Source organism: Aquamicrobium lusatiense (assembly GCF_014201615.1).
GTDB lineage: Bacteria > Pseudomonadota > Alphaproteobacteria > Rhizobiales > Rhizobiaceae > Mesorhizobium > Mesorhizobium lusatiense.
Window position 1 is genome coordinate 774,994 of record NZ_JACHEU010000001.1, and the last position, 18,996, is coordinate 793,989.

Below are 18,996 nucleotides of genomic sequence, written 5' to 3' on the forward strand. Positions count from 1 at the left end.
CTACCTGCCTCTCGCCGCGCGCCGGTCGGCGGCGCCGATGATCAGTGTCGAAACGCCGGTGATGGCGACATAGAGCGCGCCGACCGTCAGATAGAAGGTCATCGGCGAATGGGTTGCGCCGGCTGCGACCACGCCCTTGCGCATCAGTTCTTCCAGCCCGATGATCGACACCAGCGCGCTTTCCTTCAGGATCACCAGCCACTGGTTGCCAAGTCCCGGCACCGCGTAGGAGAGCATCTGCGGCAGCACCACGTCGCGGAAGGCGGTCATGCGGCTCAGTCCAAGGCTGGTGGCGGCTTCCCACTGGCCTTGCGGCACCGTCAGCAACGCACCGCGCAGGATTTCGGTGAGGTAGGCGCCGGATACCACCGACAGCGCACAGATGCCGGCGGTGAGCGCATTGACCTCGACATAGGTGCCGAAGGCCCCGCTGAGCAAAACAGTGCCGCCGTAGAAAACCAGAAAGATGATCAGCAGCTCCGGCAGGCCACGCACGATGGTGACATAGGCGGAGATGAACCATCTGAGCGGGAGCGGGCCGAAATTCCAGCCGAACACCGCGAGAACGGCGATCAGCAGGCCGATCACGAAGCTGCCGGCGGCAACCTGCAGGGTCACCACGAGGCCCTGTAGAAGATGCGGCAGATAGGTGAGGATGACGGACATCGGCGCTCCTGTCCCGTGCCTGCGCCGCCGTGAAGGCGGCGCAGGCAGCAAGGATTACTTGGCCTTGTAGGAGAGGTCGTAACCGAACCACTTGCTGGACAGTTCGGCGATCTTGCCGTCTGCCAGCATGGAGGTCACGGCATCGTCGACGCGCTTCTTCAGCTCGTCGCTGCCCTTGCGCATGGCGATGGCGGTGCCGTTGCCGAACTCGGCGTAATCGGCGCTCGACAGCAGCGGACCGGCGAGCGAGAGCTGGTCCTTGCGCGCTTCCATCAGCTGTTCCCAAACCGACTGCTCCAGCAGGCCGGCGTCGATGCGGCCGGCATTGAGGTCGTCGGCGATCTGCTCGTTGCGCTCGTAGAGGCGCGGCTCCGACTTCGGCAGATTGGTGCGAACGACGGCTTCGTGGGTGGAGCCGGTTTGCACGCCGATGACCTTGCCTTCCAGCGCGGCTTCAAGGTCTTCGCGCTTTTCGATCTTGGCGAGGTCGCTGCCGGCGGCAACGGCGAAGCGGTAAGGCGGCTCGGCATAGGCGCTGGAGAAATCGACCTGTTCGGCGCGCTCCTCGGTGATCGACATGCCGGAGATGACCATGTCGAACTTGCCGACCTGGAGGGCCGGCAGCAGGCCGTCGAACGCCTGGTTGGTCACGGTGCACTCGGCTTCGATGCGCTTGCACACTTCATCGATCACGTCGCGGTCGAAACCGATGACGTCGCCGGCCTCATTGACCGATTCCCATGGCGGGAAGTCGGCGCTGGTGCCGACGCGCAGATTGTCCGCCATCGCGGTGCCGGCCAGCAGGCAGGCGAGAAGGGAAGAAAGGGCAAGCGTCTTCATGATCTGGTTCCTGTTGAAACGTCGGTCAGCTCCGACCGTGCTGCGTCGCCGTGGCTCGTTCCAGAACGGTCCGGGCCATGGCGATGTCCTGTGTGGCGACGCCGGTGAGATCGGCAATGGTGATGTCTTCCGCCGCGCGGCGTCCCGCTGTCGTTCCTGCTAATACGGCGCCGAGCTCGATGCAATCGTCGCGGCCGATCAAACCCGCTAAACAGGCATGCGAAAACTCGCCATGCCCGAGGCTCTGGGTCTTCATGTCCGATACGCGGACATCGGCGCGCGCGACGAGCGCGGTATCCAGCTCCTGCTTGCCGGGACCGTCGGCGCCCATGGCGGTGATGTGGGTGCCCGGCCGCACCCAGTCCGACCTGACCAGCGGTTCGGTCGACGGGGTGGTTGTGACGATGATGTCGGCCGCGCGGCAGGCGGCTTCGAGGTCGGCGGCAGGCGCGGCATTCAGCCCATCCCGTGCGAGTTCGGCAACGATCGCAGCGGTTTTCTCAGGCGAACGGCCCCAGATGCGGAAGGAGAGCGGCCGGCCGGCAAGGGCTGCCAGCGCGCGGCTCTGGTAGCGCGCCTGTATGCCGGTGCCGACGATCAGCACGTTGTCGGCATCGTCACGCGCCAGTGCCAGCGTGGCCACCGCGCCGCCGATGCCGGTGCGCAGGTCGGTCAGATAGCCCTCGTCGTTCAGGATGGCGCGCACTTCGCCGGTCTCGGCCGAGATGGCGAGGATGATGCCGGTGGAGGAGGGCAGGCCTTTGGCCGGATTGTCGTAGAAGCCGGCGGCAATCTTCACCGCGAAGATCGGGTCGCCGGCAATGTGGCCATACTTGATGTGGCAATCGCCATTGGTGGCAGGGAAGGCGATGTGGCCGACAGGAGGAACGTTGCCGCGCCCATCGGTGATGGCGACATAGGCGTCGCGCACGGCGGCGACGGCCCCTTCATCGACCGTGACGAGTTGTTCGATTTCGGCGCGCGAAAGCTGGATCATGATGGTCCCGGATGATTGAAAAATCGGCTCTTGCAGAGCCTGTGCCTCCCTTGCACACAGTTTCTAACAAGACTTGGACTAAGTTGTCTATAATAAATTTTTTAGTCCATTACCTCGCCTGCGACAGGGCAATCTCGGCCGAGCGAGCCAGAAGCATGGCCGCGGGCAAAATGATGTCGTCGTTGAAGTCGTAGAGCGGCTGGTGCAGGCCGGCATCCTGTCTGAGCGGCCCGTTGCCGATCCACGCATAGGCGCCGGGCAGATGGACGAGGAAGTCGCCAAAATCGTCGCCCGCCATGCTGGGGCGCGTGTCGCCGGGCGCAAGGGTGAGGCCTGCCGCGCTAGCCGCCTGCCGCATGATGTCGCGCTCGGCCGCGGTGTTGACCACGGGCGGGCACAGGAACTCATCGAACTCGACCGCGCTGCGGCAGCCGGCAATGGCGGCGGCAGCGGCGGCGACGCTTTCGACGCGTGAGCGCAGAAGCTTGAGCGTTTCGGTGCGATAGGCGCGCAGCGTCCCGGTCAGCCGCGCTTCCTGCGGGATGATGTTCTGGGCATGGCCGCCCTGGAACGAGCCGACGGTTGCCACAGCACTCTCATGCGGATCGACGGCGCGTGCCACCGCCTGCTGGATGCCCGTCATGAAGTGACCGCCGGCAAGCAGCGGGTCGCCCGCCATGTGCGGCATCGCGCCATGCGCGCCTTCGCCCCGGAAAGTGACCGTGAATTCGCAGGTGCCGGCCATCACCGGTCCGTCATGCACCACGACTTCGCCAGCCGTCAGCCCCGGCCAGTTGTGCAGGCCGAAAATGCGCTGCACAGGGAAACGTTCGAGCATGCCGGCCGCAACCATTTCGCGCGCGCCTCCGTAACGCTCTTCGGCGGGCTGGAAGACGAGATGCACCTTGCCGGCGAAGGCGCGGCTGCGCGCAAGATGGATGCCGGCCGCCAGCAATATGGTCATATGGCCGTCATGCCCGCAGGCATGCATCTTTCCTGCCTGTTGCGAGGCATAGGGCAGTTGCGACAGTTCGGTGATTTCCAGCGCGTCCATGTCGGCGCGCAGGGCAACTGCCTGCCCTTCGCCCTGTCCCCCGATCGTGGCGACGATGCCGTGGCCGCCGATGTTCTCCTCGAACGGAATGTCCGCTTCACGCAGCCTCTCGGCCACATAGGCGGCGGTCCATGCCTCTTCGCGCGCGATCTCCGGATGCGCGTGAAGCGCATGGCGGATGGCGACCAGTTTTTCACGATCTTCGGCAAGCGGGTGAGACACAGGCAGGTGAGACACGGGAAGAACTCCGGATGTACTTTTCTGTCCAATTTGCATATACGGGTACAAAATCCAAGCCGATGCCCGCATAGCCCGCCATTCCGCGATGGTCGCATTCCTAGCGCGTTCGGGGCGGGCAAGGGCGAATTCAGGACGAAAACCATGCCGAAAGCGCCACGACCTTCTTCCGACGCGGCCGGGCATCTCGCCATCTTCCATCCTGTCTGCGACGCCTTTGCGCTGCTGCTTCAGCCGCATGCCGAAGTCGTCCTGCACGATCTGGCCACCGAGACCGTCGCCTACATCGCCAACAACTTCTCCCGCCGCGCGCTGGGCGAGCCGTCACTGTTGCAGGAGATCGACTTTCGCCCGGAAGACCGGATGATCGGCCCCTATGAGAAGGTCAACTGGGATGGCAGGCGCATCAAGTCGATCAGCGCGGTCCTGCGGTCACCGGAAGGCAGGCCGGTCGGCGTGCTGTGCATCAACATGGACGTGTCGCACATTCACGCCGCCATCGAGATGCTGAGCACATTTTCCGGCGTGGCGACCGATCAGGGCAAGCCCACGGCGCTGTTCAAGGACGACTGGCACGAGCGCATCAACGAATATGTCAGCGGCTGGACGCGCCGCCATGGCGTCGCCATCGCGGACATGACCCGCATGCAGAAGCAGCAGCTTGTGCGCGAATTGGCTCAGGACGGCGCCTTCAGCGGCAAGCATGCGGCCGCCTATATCTCGCGGGTGCTGCAGATGGGCCGTGCGACGGTCTACAACTATCTGCGCGACAGCGGGAACTGAAGCACCGCTCCCGGTCTTTTTTCGGGCACGATATGCCCTATCGCGCGCCCGCTGTGGCGAGCGCCTGCTCCATCTCCCTGTAGCCGGCGTTGCGGGCATGCTGCAGCGGCGTCACGCCGTTTCCGTCCGCCAGGTTGACGTCGGCGCCCGCCTTGACCAGCAGGTCTAGGATCTGCTGGTGACGCGGGCCGCCGTCTCCGAGAATGATCGCCTCCAGCAAGGCGGTCCAGCCGAGATTGTTGACATGGTCGACGTCGACGCCGGCCTCGATCAGGGTGCGAACCGTCTCGACATGACCGCGCTCGGCCGCCGGAATAAGCGCCGTGCCGCCAAAGCGGTTGGTGCTCTTCAGGTCCGCCCCATGCACCAGCGTCATCTTGAGGATCTCCAGATGGCCACGCGCGCCGGCATAGAGATAGGGGCTGTCGTCGATCCGGTCCTTCGCGTTGACGTCGGCGCCCGCCTCGATCAGCACCTGTGCAGCCTCGATGGCGTTGGCGTGGGTGGCGGCCAGCAACGCGGTGCGCCCTTCGCTGTCGCGCGCATCGATATCGACGTCCTGTCCGAGCAGCCGGTCGATGGTGTCCGTGTCGTTGCCGGCGGCGGCGATGAAAAGTTCAGTTTCCTGCATGGATTGTCCAGAAGTGATAAGCGGGGAGGCCAGAAGCCCGAAGCAGAAGGCGATGCAGATGGCGAGTGTCTTGCGCATGAATCACCTCGTGAGGGAAGGATGAAGGCGGCAGCCGCCACCGGGAACGGCTTATGAGACGGAAGTCGTATTAGAGACCAGTAAAATATGAATACGCTTCGGTTATTTTGTGTCTCTGATGACAGAGGCTGTCGGCGCGGGCGTCCTCTCTTTTATCGAAGCATCCTGCGATTCTTCAGATATGCCCCTCACGCTGCCGGCAGTTGTTTCTGCGCAGATCATCGCCCGGAAGCCGGCTTCCCTTTCCGGTGATGGGGCAACTCCACAGTCATGCCCGCGCCAAACTGCGCCCCGGCAAGGACGGATCGTGCGGGAAGCCGTGCCGTCCCACCGCCTTTTGTGGCTCCAGATGGCGAAACTGATCTCACCCGCCCCCTTGATGGCGTGTGCCATTCAGCACACTATGCCGTGAAATGCCCGACGCGGAAATTTCATGAGCAACACGCCGACTGCCGCCGCCTATCTTGCCGAGCTTGCCCAGCGCATGGTGCAACTCATGCACCTCAATGCCGATGCCATAGAAGCTGCCGCCGATGCTGTGGAGCGCACCGCGATGGCCGATGGGCTCGCCTATATTTTCGGCACCGGCCACAGCCATATGCTGGCCGAGGAGGCGCATTACCGCGCGGGCGGTCTTGCCCTGACGGTACCGATCCTTTCGTCATCGATGATGCTGCATGAAGGAGCCGTTGCCAGCACGGCGCTGGAACGTTTGCCGGGCGCGGTCGCGCCGGTTCTGAGCCGCTATCCGATCGGTGCGAAGGATGTTCTGTTCATCGTGTCGAACAGCGGCGTCAACGCGGCCACCATCGAGGCGGCCCAGATTGGCAAGGCGCGGGGGGCAACCGTCATTGCCATAACCTCGCAGGACTATTCCCGGCAGGCGGCAAATGGGCGCGTGCGCGTTGCCGACATTGCCGACATCGTGCTCGACAATGGCGCACCGCCCGGCGATGCTGTCGTCGGCGTCCCCGGCTCGAAGCTTCGGGTCGGGCCGATCTCCACGTCCATCGGCGCGGCGCTTCTGAATGCGGTATTCGCGGAAGTTTCCGTGCGCCTGCAATCCGCGCAGGCGGCAGCACCCGTTTATCTCAGTGCCAACATGCCCGGCGCGGCGGAGGTCAACGAAAGCCTCATCGCGCGATACCGCTCACGCAATCCCCACCTGTAAGGATGAAAGCTTGGCGATCGGGCTGAAATGCTTTTCCCCTCAAGGGCAGAAGCCTTCAGTCGTCTTTCAGAACTAAGATCGGGAGAAACCTTCAACCACTATAAAGGTGCAGTTCCGCACCTGTCGGTTGAAAAGGGAATGGTGCCCAGAAGAGGACTCGAACCTCCACGCCTCGCGGCACACGGACCTGAACCGTGCGCGTCTACCAATTCCGCCATCTGGGCTGGTGGCGCTCATGTAAGCGGGCCGGATGATCCTGTCAACGCGCTTTTTTGACCTTGGCGAGATTTAGCCGGTGACATGGCTGGAAGGATGCGCAAAGTCGGTTGCGATTGTCCGGTCGGGCATCGGAAAGTGGTGCCTTGAGCATGTTCCGTCAAAAATTAACCTTTTATTTGCCCTGTACATTTAGCGTGTCTTAACCTTTGGCCGGCCGCTGCGGACGGTCATGAACTGGCAAGCGCGATGAGTGACCGACTGAGCCCCGAGGACTGGAGACGCGAGCGCGCCCTGGCGGCGCTGGCACGCGCCATGCGTGGCGAGGACGAGGATCGCCCCGAGCGTTCGGCCCAGCCGAAGGGGCAGCCTCCGTCGAAGGGTTCGCTTCTGTCGATGGCTCCGCCTGCGGAGGCAGCGAAAACGGCCATGGAAGACGATGCCGAGTGGCGCGCGATGGCAGCCGAACGCCATCGTCTGGCGCGGCTGCGGCGCGAGGCCGGCCGCAGCGAAGCCGGGCAGCCGGTGCCGGATGCCGAAGAGCCGATTCGTTCTCATCATCACGAGGCGCCCGTCCCACCGTTTCGCGCAGGTGCCGTTGTTCCTGAGCCGCCTTTTTCCGAAGCCTCCGTTGCCGAAGTGCAGGGCGCAGGTGTGGTTGAGCCGGAAAATCAGGATTCCGGTGGCCGCGATGTCCCTCGGGAACCTGCCGCTCCACTGCCGCAGGCGGAGCGCGCGCGGCGCATCGGCCTCAGGGAGGGTGTCTTTCGCTCGAAGCCGGCAATCTATCGGCTGACGCTTCTGGGGGCCGTGCTCGGCGTGGCCTGCGCCGTGCTGCTGTGGAAGCAATATGGTGCGCTGATGGCGTTTCTGCCTCTGCTGGGCGTGATCATCGGCCTTGCCGCCGGGCTCCTGCTTGCAATCGTGCGCGGCATGCAAAAAGGGGCAGAGCCTTTGAGCGTGTCGCCCGCGCCCGCAATGCCGTCCTCCCCCGTATCTGTGCCGCCCCCGCCTCTCGGCGACGACGAATCATCCGGGCTTGCTGGCGCTTTCCGCCATCAGCCGGTTGATGACGAGCCTTACGCATCCGGCAGGGCCGCCTATGCCACGGCGCAACCGCCTTCCGTGGAAGAAATCCGTGCCAGCCTGCGCCAGCTCCGCGCAGCGACGCAGGATCTGGCCCGCCGGCGCGACCCGCGCTGATTTCCGGTCTTCCGAAACGCGCCTTTCGGGTTTAGGCATCCCCCGACGCATCGGCACCGCGTCGCGCCGCATCCTGGCGCGACCGGCGGCCGAACAAGTGGAGAAGGGCATGAGCACAGTCATCGATGGCAGGAAAACGGCGGCCGAGGTGGTCGAAAAGGTGAAGGCGCTGACTGCCGATCTCGCCGCGAAAGGGGTTTCCGCGCCCGGTCTTGGCGTGGTGCCCGGACTTGCGGTGGTGATCGTCGGCGAGGATCCGGCCAGTCAGGTCTATGTCGCCAACAAGTCGCGCACCGCGAAGGAATGCGGCTTTCATTCCGTGCAGCACACGCTGGCCACCGACACGGGCGAGGCCGATCTTCTAAAGCTGATCGGCGAGTTGAACGCCGATCCGGCCATCCACGGCATACTGGTGCAGCTTCCGCTGCCCGGCCATATCGACAGCAGCAAGGTCATTCAGGCCATCGCGCCGGAAAAGGACGTCGACGGCTTCACCTACGTCAATGTCGGCAAGCTTGGTGCCGGCGAAGCGGCGACCGCCTTCGTGCCCTGCACCCCGGCCGGCTCCATGCTGCTGATCGAGCGCGTGCGCGGCCGGGATCTGTCGGGCCTGAACGCGGTCGTCATCGGCCGCTCCAACATCGTCGGCAAGCCGATGGCCAATCTGCTGCTGGCGGCCAATTGCACGGTGACGGTCGCGCATTCGCGCACGAAGGATCTGGCAGCACTTGCCCGCACGGCCGACATACTGGTGGCGGCGGTCGGGCGGCCGGAAATGGTGAAGGGCGACTGGGTGAAGCCCGGCGCCACGGTCATCGATGTCGGCATCAACCGCATTCCCGCACCCGAAAAGGGCGAGGGCAGGACAAGACTGGTCGGCGACGTCGACTATGCGCAAGCCGCCGAAGTGGCGGGCGCGATCACGCCCGTTCCGGGGGGGGTCGGCCCGATGACCATCGCCATGCTGATGGCTAACACGGTGGTGTCGGCCTGTCTCGCTGCGGGGCTTGCCCGGCCGGAGTTCTGATCCGTCCGATCAGGCCGCGTTTCCGAAGGCGCTGGCTCCGTGGTCGGCGCGTCCTGCCAGGTGCCGGAAGCCGGCAAACAGCTCTCGCCCGAAGCCGAATTCGTTTTCGGACAGGTCCGGATGCGGTTCGGGCCGCAGTGCCAGATCGGCGGCGGACACCAGAAGCTCCAGCGTGCCAGTGGTCGCGTCGAGCCGCACCACGTCGCCGTCGCGGATCTTGCCGATTACCCCGCCTTCCAGCGCCTCGGGCGTGACGTGGATAGCTGCCGGCACCTTGCCGGAAGCGCCCGACATGCGCCCGTCGGTGACGAGCGCGACGCGCTGGCCGCGGTCCTGCAATATGCCGAGCACGGTGGTGAGCCGGTGCAGTTCCGGCATGCCGTTGGCCTTCGGGCCCTGGAAGCGGATGACGGCGATGAAATCGCCGGTCAGCTCGCCGGCTTTGAAGGCGTCGTTGAGGCCCTGCTGGCTGTCGAAGACGCGCGCCGGCGCCTCGATCACATGCCGTTCCGGCTTGACGGCGGAGGTCTTGATGATGGCGTGGCCGATATTGCCGGCCAGAACCTTGAGGCCGCCGGTCGGCTGGAATGCCTTGGCGAAAGGCGCCAGCACCTTTTCGTCGCCGCTGTCGCGCGGGGCGGGCTCGCGCACCACCGAGCCGTCGGGACCGAGCTTAGCTTCCACCGTATAGGTGCGCAGACCCTCGCCCCACACGGTCTGCACGTCCTCGTGCAGCAGGCCGGCGTCGAGCAGCTCGCGGATCAGGAAGCCCATGCCGCCGGCGGCCGCGAAATGGTTCACGTCGGAAAGTCCGTTCGGATAGACCCGCGCCAGCAGCGGCACGGCTTCGGCAAGATCGGAAATGTCCTGCCATGTCAGCCGGATGCCGGCCGCTGCCGCCATGGCGATGAGGTGGATGGTGTGGTTGGTCGAGCCGCCGGTGGCGTGCAGCCCGACCACGCCGTTGACGATGGCGCGCTCGTCGATCATGCGCCCGGCGGGAATGTAGTCGTTGCCGAGCCGGGTGATGGCGAGCGCCCGCCTGGCCGCTTCCCTGGTCAGTGCGTCGCGCAGCGGCGTGCCCGGATTGACGAAGGAGGCGCCCGGCGTGTGCAGGCCCATGATCTCCATCAGCATCTGGTTGGAATTGGCGGTGCCGTAGAAGGTGCAGGTACCGGGCCCGTGATAGGATTTCGATTCGGCTTCCAGCAGCTCGGCGCGGCCGACCTTGCCTTCGGCATAGAGCTGGCGCACGCGCGCCTTCTCGTCATTGGGCAGGCCCGAGGTCATCGGTCCGGCCGGAATGAACACGGCCGGCAGATGGCCGAAGGTGAGGGCCGCGATCAGCAGGCCGGGCACGATCTTGTCGCAGACGCCGAGGAAGACGGCGGCGTCGAACATGTTGTGCGACAGGCCGACGGCCGCCGCCATGGCGATGACGTCGCGCGAGAACAGCGACAGCTCCATGCCGGGCATTCCCTGTGTCACGCCATCGCACATGGCCGGCACGCCGCCCGCTACCTGCGCGATGCCGCCGGCCTCGCGCGCCGCCTGCTTGATCAGTGCGGGGAAGGTCTCGAACGGCTGGTGGGCGGAGAGCATGTCGTTATAGGCGGTGACGATGCCGAGATTGGGAACGGCATCGCCCGAAAGCGCGGTCTTTTCCTGCGGGCTGCAGACGGCGAAGCCGTGGGCAAGGTTGCCGCAGGAGAGCACCGAACGGTTGGCCGCCTTGCCGGCTGCGTCGGAGATGCGGCCGAGATAGGCCTCGCGGCTGGCGCGCGAGCGCTCCCTGATCCGGTCCGTGATGGCTTGGATGTCGCTTCTGGCTGTCATCGGATTGATCCTTTCGTGGGCCGCCCTGTGCCGGCGGCATGCACCTAGCCCTTGTCGCGGTCAGGGGGCCCAGAACACATTGACCGGGCGTGGCGATGCCTCGATCACCGCCCGGATCGGTTTTCTGTCGTCGCCCTGAATGGCCGCCTGCATGGCCGCTTCGAAGACCGCGCGCTTTTCGGCGCCCTCGATGTGGAGGGCGAGAAAGCCTGCTCCGGTCAGCCGGGGCATGGACAATGTCAGGCGCGGCTCGCCCGCACTGGCTGCTTCGACCGGCAGCACGATGCGCGCATTGTGCGGGTCGAGCAGGTCGGGGAGCGTGTCGGCGTCGGGAAAGAAGGACGCGGTGTGGCCGTCCGTCCCCATGCCGAGCACGGCTGCGTCGAGCGGCCATGGCAGCGTGGCGAGTTCCGCTTCGGCGGCAATTGCTGCATCGGCCGCACTGTCTGCCGCATGATAAAGCGGCGCGAAGCGGGCGGCGGAGGCCGCATTGCGCAGGAGCGTATCGGCCACCAGCGCCGCATTTGAGCGCGGCGAGGAAGGCGGCACGAAGCGTTCGTCCACCAGCGTCACCGTCACCTTGTCCCATGCGATCGGGCGGCTGGAAAGTGCTGCGAAAAAGCGCCCCGGCGTGGTGCCGCCGGAGACGGCGAGAAAGCCAGCACCGCGGCGTTCGATGGCTGCGCTAAGTGTTTCCGCCACCCGGTCGGCCAGAGTTTCGGCCAGTGCCTCGCGGTCCGAAAACGCGGTCCAGTCGTAGCCCTGTGTCGCCGCTTGTGCTGTCTCCTGCGCCGTCATCGTCAGGTGCTTTCGTGCCAGGTGCGCCCGTCGCGCTCGATCAGCGCGATGGAGGCGGATGGGCCCCAGGTGCCGGCAGTATAGCCCTGCACCTCCTGCCGCGATCCTTCCCATGCCTGCTGGATCGGATCGATCCAGCTCCACGCCGCCTCGACCTCGTCGCGGCGCATGAACAGGGTCTGGTTGCCGCGCACCACATCCATGATGAGGCGCTCGTAAGCATCCGGCGCGCGGCCCTTGAAGGATTGCGCAAAGCTCATGTCGAGCGGAATCTGCCGCAGCCGCATGCCGCCGGGGCCGGGATCCTTGATCATGATGAACTGCTTGACGCCCTCGTCCGGCTGCAGGCGGATGACGAGCTGGTTGGCGAAGATCGGTCCCGCCCCGTCGCCGAAGATGGAATGCGGGATCGGCTTGAACTCGATGACGATCTCGGAGACGCGGGTGGCCAGCCGCTTGCCGGTCCTGAGATAGAACGGCACGCCCGCCCAGCGCCAGTTCTCGATCTCGGCGCGGATGGCGACGAAGGTTTCGGTGCCGCTCTCGCTGCCCAGCTCCTCGACATAGCCTTTGACCGGGCCGCCGGCGGAGGCGCCGGCGCGGTACTGGCCGCGCACCGTGTGCCTTGGGGCCTCGTTGCCGTTGATGCGCTTCAGCGCGCGCAGCACTTTCAGCTTCTCGTCGCGCACGGCATTGGCCTCCATCGATGCGGGCGCCTCCATGGCGACGAGGCAGAGCAGTTGCAGCAGATGGTTCTGCACCATGTCGCGCAGCGCGCCGGCCTTGTCGTAATAGGTGACGCGATCCTCAAGCCCCACCGTCTCGGCCACGGTTATCTGCACATGGTCGATATGGGCCGAGTTCCACAGGGGCTCGTAGAGCGCATTGGCGAAGCGCAGCGCCATCAGGTTCTGGACCGTCTCCTTGCCGAGATAGTGGTCGATGCGGAAGATCTGGCTTTCGCGGAAGTTCTCGCCGACGAGATCGTTGAGTTCCCGCGCCGAATCGAGGTCGCGTCCGAGCGGCTTTTCCAGCACGATGCGCGAGGCGGGCGTGATGAGGTCGTGTGATTTCAGGTTGCGCGAGATGTCGCCGAACAGGGACGGCGCCACCGCCAGATAGAAGGCGCGGATCGTCTTGCTGTCCCCGATCGCGGCCTTCAGGTTGTCGAAGCCGTCGCCGCTGACCGCATCAGCGGCTACATAGGAGAGGCGGGCAAGAAACTCATCCAGCTCCGCCTTGTCGATATATTCGGGCGCGACATGCTCTTCGATGGCCTTGCGGGCGAAGGTGCGGAACTCGTCGTCGCTCATCTTCGTGCGCGAGGTGCCGATGATCCGCGTCGGCTCGGAAAACTGGTGGTCGCGCTGCCGGTGATAGAGCGAGGGCAGAAGCTTGCGCTCCGACAGGTCGCCGGTGCCGCCGAAGATGATGAAATCGAAGGGATCGACGGGGATGATCTGACTGGTCATGACGTATCCGTTCTGTCTCGCGTCGGGCGATGACGCTGATATAATCTAATCGATTTAATTTGGCCAGTGCCATGGCGTCGCATTGCTGCGATTGTTACGAATCCCGCTGAGCGGATTCGATGATAGCGGATGCCGGCGCGATCCGGTCATCCCGTTATTCTAGGGCGCGGCAAGGCCGGAACCAGAGAGAACATGCGACATGGTGCCAGTGGCAGCGTGCAGCAGTCGATGAATAATCGTCAGTCAGAATGAAAGAGCAGGACATGAGATTGAAGGACAAGGTCGCGGTAGTGACCGGGGCAGCAGCAGGATTTGGCGAGGGCATCGCCCGGCGGTTCGCGCAAGAGGGCGCGAAAGTCGTTGTCGCCGATCTCAATGCGCGCGGCGCGGCCGAGCTGGCCGATGACATCGGGCACGACGCGATCGCCGTCACCACCGACGTTTCCAAGCGCGCCGATGTCGAACAGATGATCTATGCGGCCAAGAACGCCTTCGGCCGGGTCGACATCGTCGTCAACAATGCCGGCTTCACCCATCGCAACGGCGATCTTCTGAATGTCGACGAGCCGACCTTCGATCTGATCACGGCGGTCAACATGAAGGCGATCTATTACAGCACGCTGGCGGTGGTGCCGACCATGCAGCGGCAGGGTGGCGGCGTCATCCTCACCACGGCATCGACGGCCGGCCTGCGGCCGCGTCCGGGACTGACATGGTACAACGCCTCCAAGGGCTGGGCGATCACCGCCACCAGGTCGATGGCCGTGGAGCTTGCGCCGCATAACATCCGCGTCAACTGCCTGTGCCCGGTGGCGGGCGATACGGCGATGCTTGAGCGTTTCATGGGCTCCGACACGCCGGAGCTGCGCGAGAAGTTTCGTGCTTCGGTGCCGCTGGGACGGCTGTCGACGCCGCTCGATGTCGCCAACGCCGCGCTGTGGCTGGCTTCCGACGAGGCGGCCTTCATCACCGGCGTGGCGCTGGAGGTCGATGGCGGCCGCTGCGTCTGAAACATCTCAGCCCGGACGCCAAAAGGCATTTGAATGGATGCCGGTCGCCCTGCTCAGTCGCGGTCCAGAAAGTCCTTGTAGATGAAGCCGCGCTGATCCTTGTGAATGATCTCGCACCATGAATCGCAGGAGATCACCTTGACCTCGGTTCCGCCGGGAATGGTGCCGATGGCATCGCCGCCGGGGCCGGCGCGGAAGGTGACGCCGCGGATGATGCGGCCATTGCCGGCAGCCGTTTTCTGAGCGGCGGCCTTCTGAGCCGGTGGGCTCGGCCGGGTTGCCGGAATAGCGGCTGTCTGCGTGCCGGTGCTCTCCGATTCGGGAGGCGTGGCCGGTTCTTGCCCGGCATCGGGGACGATTATGGCAGCGGCTGCCTGCTGGTCGATCTCGGGAACCTTTGGCTCCGGCATCAGGGCCAGCGGCTGGATTTCGGGCTCGGGGGCCGTGTCGGCCACCGCAACGGGTGCCAGCGGGGCAGGATCCGGCGCTGCAGGGTTCTGTGCGGTCACTGGCGCTGCTTCTGGTGCTATTTCCTGTGGCGCTGCCCGGGCCAGAACCGGCTTGTCCGCGCGGGGCAGCGTGAACCAGAAAGCAGTGACTGCAATGGCGATGAAGACAAGGCTGCCGATCCCGGCAATGACGAGATGCGAATGCTCCTTGATCTGGTGCCAGCCAGATGGTGGTGCACTATACCCATACTGAACCGAACGCTGCCGTCTCGGTTTGCCGAAAACCGGTAGACCTCTCACTTCGCAGACTCCAAAGAACCGGCCGTCCGCACAAGAGCCCCGTCCTCCTGTGCAGCGGTCCTGGATGTACCTGAATGTCGCCGCGCTTTGGCTGCAACAGATCACGTACGGGCGTCATGTTAAAGTAAATTGTGGCATCACTGCGCATGAACCATGCCAATTACAGCCATAATCGTAGCAAAACTTGTGGCCGTGGCGTTTTCATAGGAAAAGCGCAGAGTTCCAGATCGATCGGATGTCGAATCGTGCGTTTCCGGCTTGCCGCAGTTGTCGTCGTTTTTCTTGCCGCTTTGCTGCCCGCTGCAAAGGCGCAGGAGCCTGTCATTCCGCAATTGTGGGATGCAAAGGAACGGCTCTCAAAACCGGATCTGTCGGCATTGCCGCGGCTGCGGTTTCTGACCACGACGGATTTTCCGCCGTTCAACTTCCTCGACGGTCAGGGCCGGCTGTCGGGTTTTCATGTCGATCTTGCCCGCGCCATTTGCGCCCGGCTGGAGCTTGCCGACAAATGCCAGATACAGGCTGTTCCATGGGACGAACTGCAGGGCGCGCTGGAACTGGGCGAGGGTGAGGCCATCATCGCGGGCCTGGCCGCGACAGCGGAAACACGCACCGCCTACGCCTTCTCGCGCCCCTATCTGCAGTTTCCCGCGCGGTTTGCCGTGCAGAAATCGCGGGCTCCATCGGAGCCTGTGCAGGACAGTCTCAGGGGCAGGCCGGTCGGCGTTGTGGCGGGCTCGGCGCATGAGCGCATGCTGCGCGATTACTTTGGAGCGGTCACGGTCGTTCCCCTGCCGGACGAGGATGCCCTGCAAGCCGAGCTGAAGGCCGGGCGCATCGATGCCGCCTTTGGCGACGGCATGCGCCTGTCGTTCTGGCTGGCCGATGCGGCTTCGGAAAAATGCTGCCGCTTTGCGGGTGGCCCGCTGATCGCGCCCGAATATCTCGGCACGGGGCTGGCGATTGCCACCCGCGCCGGCGATGCGCTGCTGCCTGCGGCTCTGGATTACGCATTGCAGGACATTGCGGCGAAAGGCACTTTTGCCGAACTCTACCTGCGCTATTTCCCGGTCGGCTTCTACTGAGGTCCGTAAGCCTTTTCTAAGTAAGCAACAGCTTACTTTTCATTCGAAGACGATAGCGGGACCGCCGGAGCCGGCGTTCTTTTCCTCCTCTAGGCGCTGCCAGACCTTTGCGGCGATGTCGCGGTAGATGCGCGCTTCCGGCCCCTCCGGACGGCTGACGGTAACCGGCTTTCCGGCGTCCGAGCTTTCGCGGATGCCCATTTCGAGCGGCACCTCGCCGAGGAAGGCGACACCAAGCCGCTCCGCTTCGCGCCGCGCGCCGCCATGGCCGAAAATATCGTAGCGCTTGCCGGTATCGGGGGCGATGAAATAGCTCATGTTCTCGACGATGCCGAGCAGCGGCACGTCCACCTTCCGGAACATGTTGAGGCCCTTGCGGGCGTCGATCAGGGCAAGGTCCTGCGGCGTCGAGACGATGACGGCGCCGGCCAGCGGCACCTGCTGGGCCATGGTCAGCTGTGCGTCGCCGGTGCCGGGAGGCATGTCCACCACCAGCACGTCGAGCTGGCCCCATTCCACCTCGCGCAGCATCTGGGTCAGCGCCGAGACGACCATCGGCCCGCGCCAGATCATCGGCGTTTCCTCGTCGACGAGGAAGCCCATCGACATGACCTTGAGGCCGTAATTCTGCATCGGCTTCAGGATCTTGCCGTCGGCGCTCTCGGGGCGGCCATGGATGCCGAGCAGTTTGGGCATCGACGGGCCATAGATGTCGGCATCGAGCACGCCCACCTTCAGCCCGTTGGCGGCAAGGCCGAGCGCGAGGTTCACCGACGTGGTCGATTTGCCGACCCCGCCCTTGCCGGAGGCGACGGCGACGATGGCCCCGATGCCGGGAACGCCGCGCTTGCCCGGGCTGCGCGACGGCGGCGCCGGCTGCGGCGCGCGCGCTGAGGAAGGTGTCGGGCGAGGTTGCGGGGTCGGACGTGCAGGTGGCGCCGCTTCCATGCCGCCGCCTTTCTTCTCTGCCGTCAGCGTCACCACTGCGCCGTTGACGCCGGGAATGGCCTTCACCACGCGCTCCGCTGCGGCCCGCAACGGTTCCATGTGGTCGGCACGTTCGGCCGGAACGGTGATGGAGAAAAACACCTTGCCGTCGGCGATGAAAATCTCCGACAGCATGCCGAGATCGACGATGTTGCCGGAAAAATCCGGCCCGCTCACGCTTCTCAGTCGCTCGGTGACAACTTCCTTGGTGACGGACATTGCTTGTACCTCATGCCTGGGGCCTGTTGCCGCCAGATCGCCGTGCGTCCGTCCGGACGCACAAAGGACGATCTGAATTATTGATGGAGCATCGGTATAGCCGAAAACCGGATCCCACTTTTCGGTCCGATGCTCTAGCCAGTGATGAGATACTGCATAAGCCGGCCCGCTCCAAGCGCTGCCGGCTGCGTCATCCTGCCAGCTGTATCAGATAATAGGTGACGGCCGAAATGATCGCCGTTGCCGGAAGCGTCACCACCCAGGCGATTACGATATTGCCGGCAATGCCCCAGCGCACCGCCGAAACGCGGCGCGCCGCACCCACGCCGATTATGGCGCCGGTGATGGTGTGGGTGGTCGAAACCGGAATGCCGAGCCAGGTGGCGCCGAACAGGGTGATCGCCCCGCCGGTCTCGGCGCAGAACCCCTGCATCGGGTTCAGCCGGGTGATCTTGGAACCCATCGTGTGCACGATGCGCCAGCCGCCGAACAGCGTGCCCAGCGCCAGAACCGCCTGACAGCTCAGCACCACCCACAGCGGCACGTAGAAGGTATCGCCCAGCATGCCCTGCGAGTAGAGCAGCACGGCGATGATGCCCATCGTCTTCTGCGCGTCGTTGCCGCCATGGCCGAGCGAGTAGAGCGAGGCGGAAATGAATTGCAGCACGCGGAACGAGCGGTCGACCGCGAACGGGGTCTGGCGCACGAAGAGCCATGACACGATCAGGATCAGCACAAGAGCGAGAACGAAGCCGGTGAGCGGCGACAGCACGATGGCGGACGTGGTCTTGAGAACACCCGTCCACACCACGGCGCCGGTTCCGGCCTTGGCGATGCCCGCCCCCAGCAGGCCGCCGATCAGCGCATGCGAACTGCTCGATGGAATGCCGGCAAGCCATGTGATGATGTTCCACGCGATCGCCCCTGCAAGGGCCGCGAAGATCACGCCGGGCGTGACGATGTCGGCATCGACAATGCCGGTTCCCAGCGTCTCGGCCACATGCAGGCCGAAGAACAGGAAGGCGATGAAGTTGAAGAAGGCGGCCCACATCACCGCATATTGCGGCCGCAGCACCCGCGTGGAGACGATGGTCGCGATGGAGTTCGCGGCATCGTGCAGCCCGTTGAGGAAATCGAAGAACAGGGCGACGCCGATCAGGCCGATCAGCAGCGGGAGGGCGATTGTGGCGTCCATGTCGGATCAGACGTTCTCGATGACGATGCCGGAAATCTCGCTCGCCACGTCCTCGAAACGGTCCACGACCTTTTCAAGCTGGTTGTAGAGTTCCGAGCCGACGAAATAAGCCAGTGCGTCCCCCTTCGCGTGACGGCGGTAGAGGTCGCGCAATCCGCGCTCATACAGATCGTCGGAGCGCTCTTCCACCTTCACCACTTCCTCAGCGATCTCGCTGAGGCGATGCACGTTCTGGCCGACCTTGTTGAGCAGGGGAACGGCTTCGGCGACCAGCCTCGCGGCTTCGACAACGGCGACGCCCATTTCCTGCATCAGCGGATCGAACTCGGTCTGCTCGAAGCGGCGTACGGTCTTGACCGTCTTGTGCATCATGTCGATGGCGTCATCCATCGACTGAATGAGATCCTGAATGTCGCTGCGGTCGAAGGGTGTGATGAAGGAGCGGCGCACTGCCAGCATCACCTCGGCGGTGATGAGGTCGGCCTCTTTCTCCAGACGCACGATCTCGTCGGCATTCCTGTCGACATCTTTTCCGGCAAGCAGTTGCTGCAGGGCTTCGGCGGCCCCCACAACAGCATGGGAATGACGTTCAAAGAGATCGAAGAACTTGTCCTCGCGCGGAAGCATTTTCCGGAACCAGCCAAGCATGTCGGATCTTTCGTCGGTTATCGATGTTTCCCCTTAACGCCGGTTTGCCGGAACGCAAACACATAGTCGGCTGAAAAATGTGGAAGTTCGGCTC

General features: G+C 64.5%; 18 protein-coding genes and 1 tRNA gene. 6 read left to right on the forward strand and 13 right to left on the reverse strand.

Annotated features, from left to right (window positions below):
• The 4 genes from HNR59_RS03790 to HNR59_RS03805 all read right to left on the reverse strand — a co-directional run bounded on the left by HNR59_RS03790 (position 1) and on the right by HNR59_RS03805 (position 3,794).
• Positions 1–666, reverse strand: coding sequence for an ABC transporter permease (locus tag HNR59_RS03790; RefSeq protein ID WP_183826184.1), 666 nt, complete (start codon positions 664–666; stop codon positions 1–3).
• Between the two features lie 54 nt (positions 667–720).
• Positions 721–1,506, reverse strand: a complete 786-nt coding sequence (locus HNR59_RS03795; RefSeq protein ID WP_183826187.1) for a transporter substrate-binding domain-containing protein — start codon at positions 1,504–1,506, stop codon at positions 721–723.
• Positions 1,507–1,531: 25 nt separating this feature from the next.
• Complete coding sequence (locus HNR59_RS03800; RefSeq protein WP_183826189.1) at positions 1,532–2,503, reverse strand: ornithine cyclodeaminase family protein; 972 nt, start codon at positions 2,501–2,503, stop codon at positions 1,532–1,534.
• A gap of 109 nt (positions 2,504–2,612) precedes the next feature.
• Positions 2,613–3,794 (reverse strand): amidohydrolase, encoded by a 1,182-nt coding sequence (locus HNR59_RS03805; RefSeq protein WP_183826191.1) that lies wholly within the window; start codon positions 3,792–3,794, stop codon positions 2,613–2,615.
• A gap of 144 nt (positions 3,795–3,938) precedes the next feature.
• On the opposite strand from HNR59_RS03805, the gene HNR59_RS03810 reads away from it, so the two are divergent.
• On the forward strand, positions 3,939–4,577 hold the full coding sequence (locus tag HNR59_RS03810) for a helix-turn-helix transcriptional regulator (RefSeq protein ID WP_183826193.1): 639 nt from the start codon (positions 3,939–3,941) through the stop codon (positions 4,575–4,577).
• A 37-nt stretch (positions 4,578–4,614) separates the two neighbouring features.
• On the opposite strand, the gene HNR59_RS03815 is transcribed toward HNR59_RS03810, so the two are convergent.
• The gene (locus HNR59_RS03815; RefSeq protein ID WP_183826195.1) at positions 4,615–5,286 is read right to left on the reverse strand and encodes an ankyrin repeat domain-containing protein; all 672 of its coding nucleotides are present in this window, start codon (positions 5,284–5,286) and stop codon (positions 4,615–4,617) included.
• 433 nt (positions 5,287–5,719) lie between these two features.
• On the opposite strand from HNR59_RS03815, the gene HNR59_RS03820 reads away from it, so the two are divergent.
• Complete coding sequence (locus HNR59_RS03820; RefSeq protein ID WP_183826197.1) at positions 5,720–6,457, forward strand: SIS domain-containing protein; 738 nt, start codon at positions 5,720–5,722, stop codon at positions 6,455–6,457.
• 139 nt (positions 6,458–6,596) lie between these two features.
• Here the strand turns inward: HNR59_RS03820 and HNR59_RS03825 are convergent.
• Positions 6,597–6,681, reverse strand: a tRNA-Leu gene (locus tag HNR59_RS03825).
• Positions 6,682–6,922: 241 nt separating this feature from the next.
• On the opposite strand from HNR59_RS03825, the gene HNR59_RS03830 reads away from it, so the two are divergent.
• Both HNR59_RS03830 and HNR59_RS03835 read left to right on the forward strand, forming a co-directional pair.
• Positions 6,923–7,876, forward strand: coding sequence for an AI-2E family transporter (locus HNR59_RS03830; protein ID WP_183826199.1), 954 nt, complete (start codon positions 6,923–6,925; stop codon positions 7,874–7,876).
• 109 nt (positions 7,877–7,985) lie between these two features.
• Entirely contained in the window at positions 7,986–8,903 is a 918-nt protein-coding gene (locus tag HNR59_RS03835) for a bifunctional methylenetetrahydrofolate dehydrogenase/methenyltetrahydrofolate cyclohydrolase (protein ID WP_183826202.1), read from the forward strand.
• A 9-nt stretch (positions 8,904–8,912) separates the two neighbouring features.
• Here HNR59_RS03835 and edd read toward each other — a convergent pair whose 3' ends face one another.
• From edd to zwf, 3 genes are read right to left on the reverse strand one after another with little or no spacing between them, the layout of a single operon-like run.
• Positions 8,913–10,739: a phosphogluconate dehydratase gene (gene edd, locus HNR59_RS03840; protein ID WP_183826205.1), complete on the reverse strand. Its 1,827-nt coding sequence runs from the start codon at positions 10,737–10,739 to the stop codon at positions 8,913–8,915.
• Between the two features lie 60 nt (positions 10,740–10,799).
• A complete protein-coding gene (gene pgl / locus HNR59_RS03845; protein ID WP_183826208.1) occupies positions 10,800–11,537 on the reverse strand; it encodes a 6-phosphogluconolactonase in 738 nt (245 codons plus the stop codon).
• 2 nt (positions 11,538–11,539) lie between these two features.
• Complete coding sequence (gene zwf, locus HNR59_RS03850) at positions 11,540–13,009, reverse strand: glucose-6-phosphate dehydrogenase (RefSeq protein ID WP_183826211.1); 1,470 nt, start codon at positions 13,007–13,009, stop codon at positions 11,540–11,542.
• 263 nt (positions 13,010–13,272) lie between these two features.
• Between zwf and HNR59_RS03855 the strand changes: the two genes are divergently transcribed.
• Positions 13,273–14,019: an SDR family oxidoreductase gene (locus tag HNR59_RS03855; protein ID WP_183826214.1), complete on the forward strand. Its 747-nt coding sequence runs from the start codon at positions 13,273–13,275 to the stop codon at positions 14,017–14,019.
• Between the two features lie 53 nt (positions 14,020–14,072).
• Here the strand turns inward: HNR59_RS03855 and HNR59_RS03860 are convergent, their stop codons facing one another.
• Positions 14,073–14,768 (reverse strand): SH3 domain-containing protein, encoded by a 696-nt coding sequence (locus tag HNR59_RS03860; RefSeq protein ID WP_183826217.1) that lies wholly within the window; start codon positions 14,766–14,768, stop codon positions 14,073–14,075.
• Positions 14,769–15,013: 245 nt separating this feature from the next.
• Between HNR59_RS03860 and HNR59_RS03865 the strand changes: the two genes are divergently transcribed.
• Complete coding sequence (locus tag HNR59_RS03865) at positions 15,014–15,853, forward strand: ABC transporter substrate-binding protein (RefSeq protein WP_343060641.1); 840 nt, start codon at positions 15,014–15,016, stop codon at positions 15,851–15,853.
• A 39-nt stretch (positions 15,854–15,892) separates the two neighbouring features.
• Here the strand turns inward: HNR59_RS03865 and HNR59_RS03870 are convergent, their stop codons facing one another.
• From HNR59_RS03870 to HNR59_RS03880, 3 genes are all read right to left on the reverse strand, one after another.
• Positions 15,893–17,059 (reverse strand): Mrp/NBP35 family ATP-binding protein, encoded by a 1,167-nt coding sequence (locus tag HNR59_RS03870; RefSeq protein ID WP_183826223.1) that lies wholly within the window; start codon positions 17,057–17,059, stop codon positions 15,893–15,895.
• Between the two features lie 190 nt (positions 17,060–17,249).
• Entirely contained in the window at positions 17,250–18,254 is a 1,005-nt protein-coding gene (locus tag HNR59_RS03875) for an inorganic phosphate transporter (RefSeq protein WP_183826225.1), read from the reverse strand.
• Between the two features lie 6 nt (positions 18,255–18,260).
• Positions 18,261–18,902: a DUF47 domain-containing protein gene (locus HNR59_RS03880; protein WP_183826228.1), complete on the reverse strand. Its 642-nt coding sequence runs from the start codon at positions 18,900–18,902 to the stop codon at positions 18,261–18,263.
• Positions 18,903–18,996 lie beyond the last annotated feature (94 nt).

Coding starts and splice junctions, on each gene's coding strand:
- HNR59_RS03820 (WP_183826197.1), top strand. CDS start 5,720: ATGAGCAACACGCCGACTGCCGCCGCCTATCTTGCCGAGCTTGCCCAG.
- HNR59_RS03830 (WP_183826199.1), top strand. CDS start 6,923: ATGAGTGACCGACTGAGCCCCGAGGACTGGAGACGCGAGCGCGCCCTG.
- HNR59_RS03870 (WP_183826223.1), bottom strand. CDS start 17,059: ATGTCCGTCACCAAGGAAGTTGTCACCGAGCGACTGAGAAGCGTGAGC.
- HNR59_RS03835 (WP_183826202.1), top strand. CDS start 7,986: ATGAGCACAGTCATCGATGGCAGGAAAACGGCGGCCGAGGTGGTCGAA.
- HNR59_RS03815 (WP_183826195.1), bottom strand. CDS start 5,286: ATGCGCAAGACACTCGCCATCTGCATCGCCTTCTGCTTCGGGCTTCTG.
- HNR59_RS03875 (WP_183826225.1), bottom strand. CDS start 18,254: ATGGACGCCACAATCGCCCTCCCGCTGCTGATCGGCCTGATCGGCGTC.
- HNR59_RS03880 (WP_183826228.1), bottom strand. CDS start 18,902: ATGCTTGGCTGGTTCCGGAAAATGCTTCCGCGCGAGGACAAGTTCTTC.
- zwf (WP_183826211.1), bottom strand. CDS start 13,009: ATGACCAGTCAGATCATCCCCGTCGATCCCTTCGATTTCATCATCTTC.
- HNR59_RS03855 (WP_183826214.1), top strand. CDS start 13,273: ATGAGATTGAAGGACAAGGTCGCGGTAGTGACCGGGGCAGCAGCAGGA.
- HNR59_RS03790 (WP_183826184.1), bottom strand. CDS start 666: ATGTCCGTCATCCTCACCTATCTGCCGCATCTTCTACAGGGCCTCGTG.
- HNR59_RS03810 (WP_183826193.1), top strand. CDS start 3,939: ATGCCGAAAGCGCCACGACCTTCTTCCGACGCGGCCGGGCATCTCGCC.
- HNR59_RS03800 (WP_183826189.1), bottom strand. CDS start 2,503: ATGATCCAGCTTTCGCGCGCCGAAATCGAACAACTCGTCACGGTCGAT.
- HNR59_RS03795 (WP_183826187.1), bottom strand. CDS start 1,506: ATGAAGACGCTTGCCCTTTCTTCCCTTCTCGCCTGCCTGCTGGCCGGC.
- edd (WP_183826205.1), bottom strand. CDS start 10,739: ATGACAGCCAGAAGCGACATCCAAGCCATCACGGACCGGATCAGGGAG.
- pgl (WP_183826208.1), bottom strand. CDS start 11,537: ATGACGGCGCAGGAGACAGCACAAGCGGCGACACAGGGCTACGACTGG.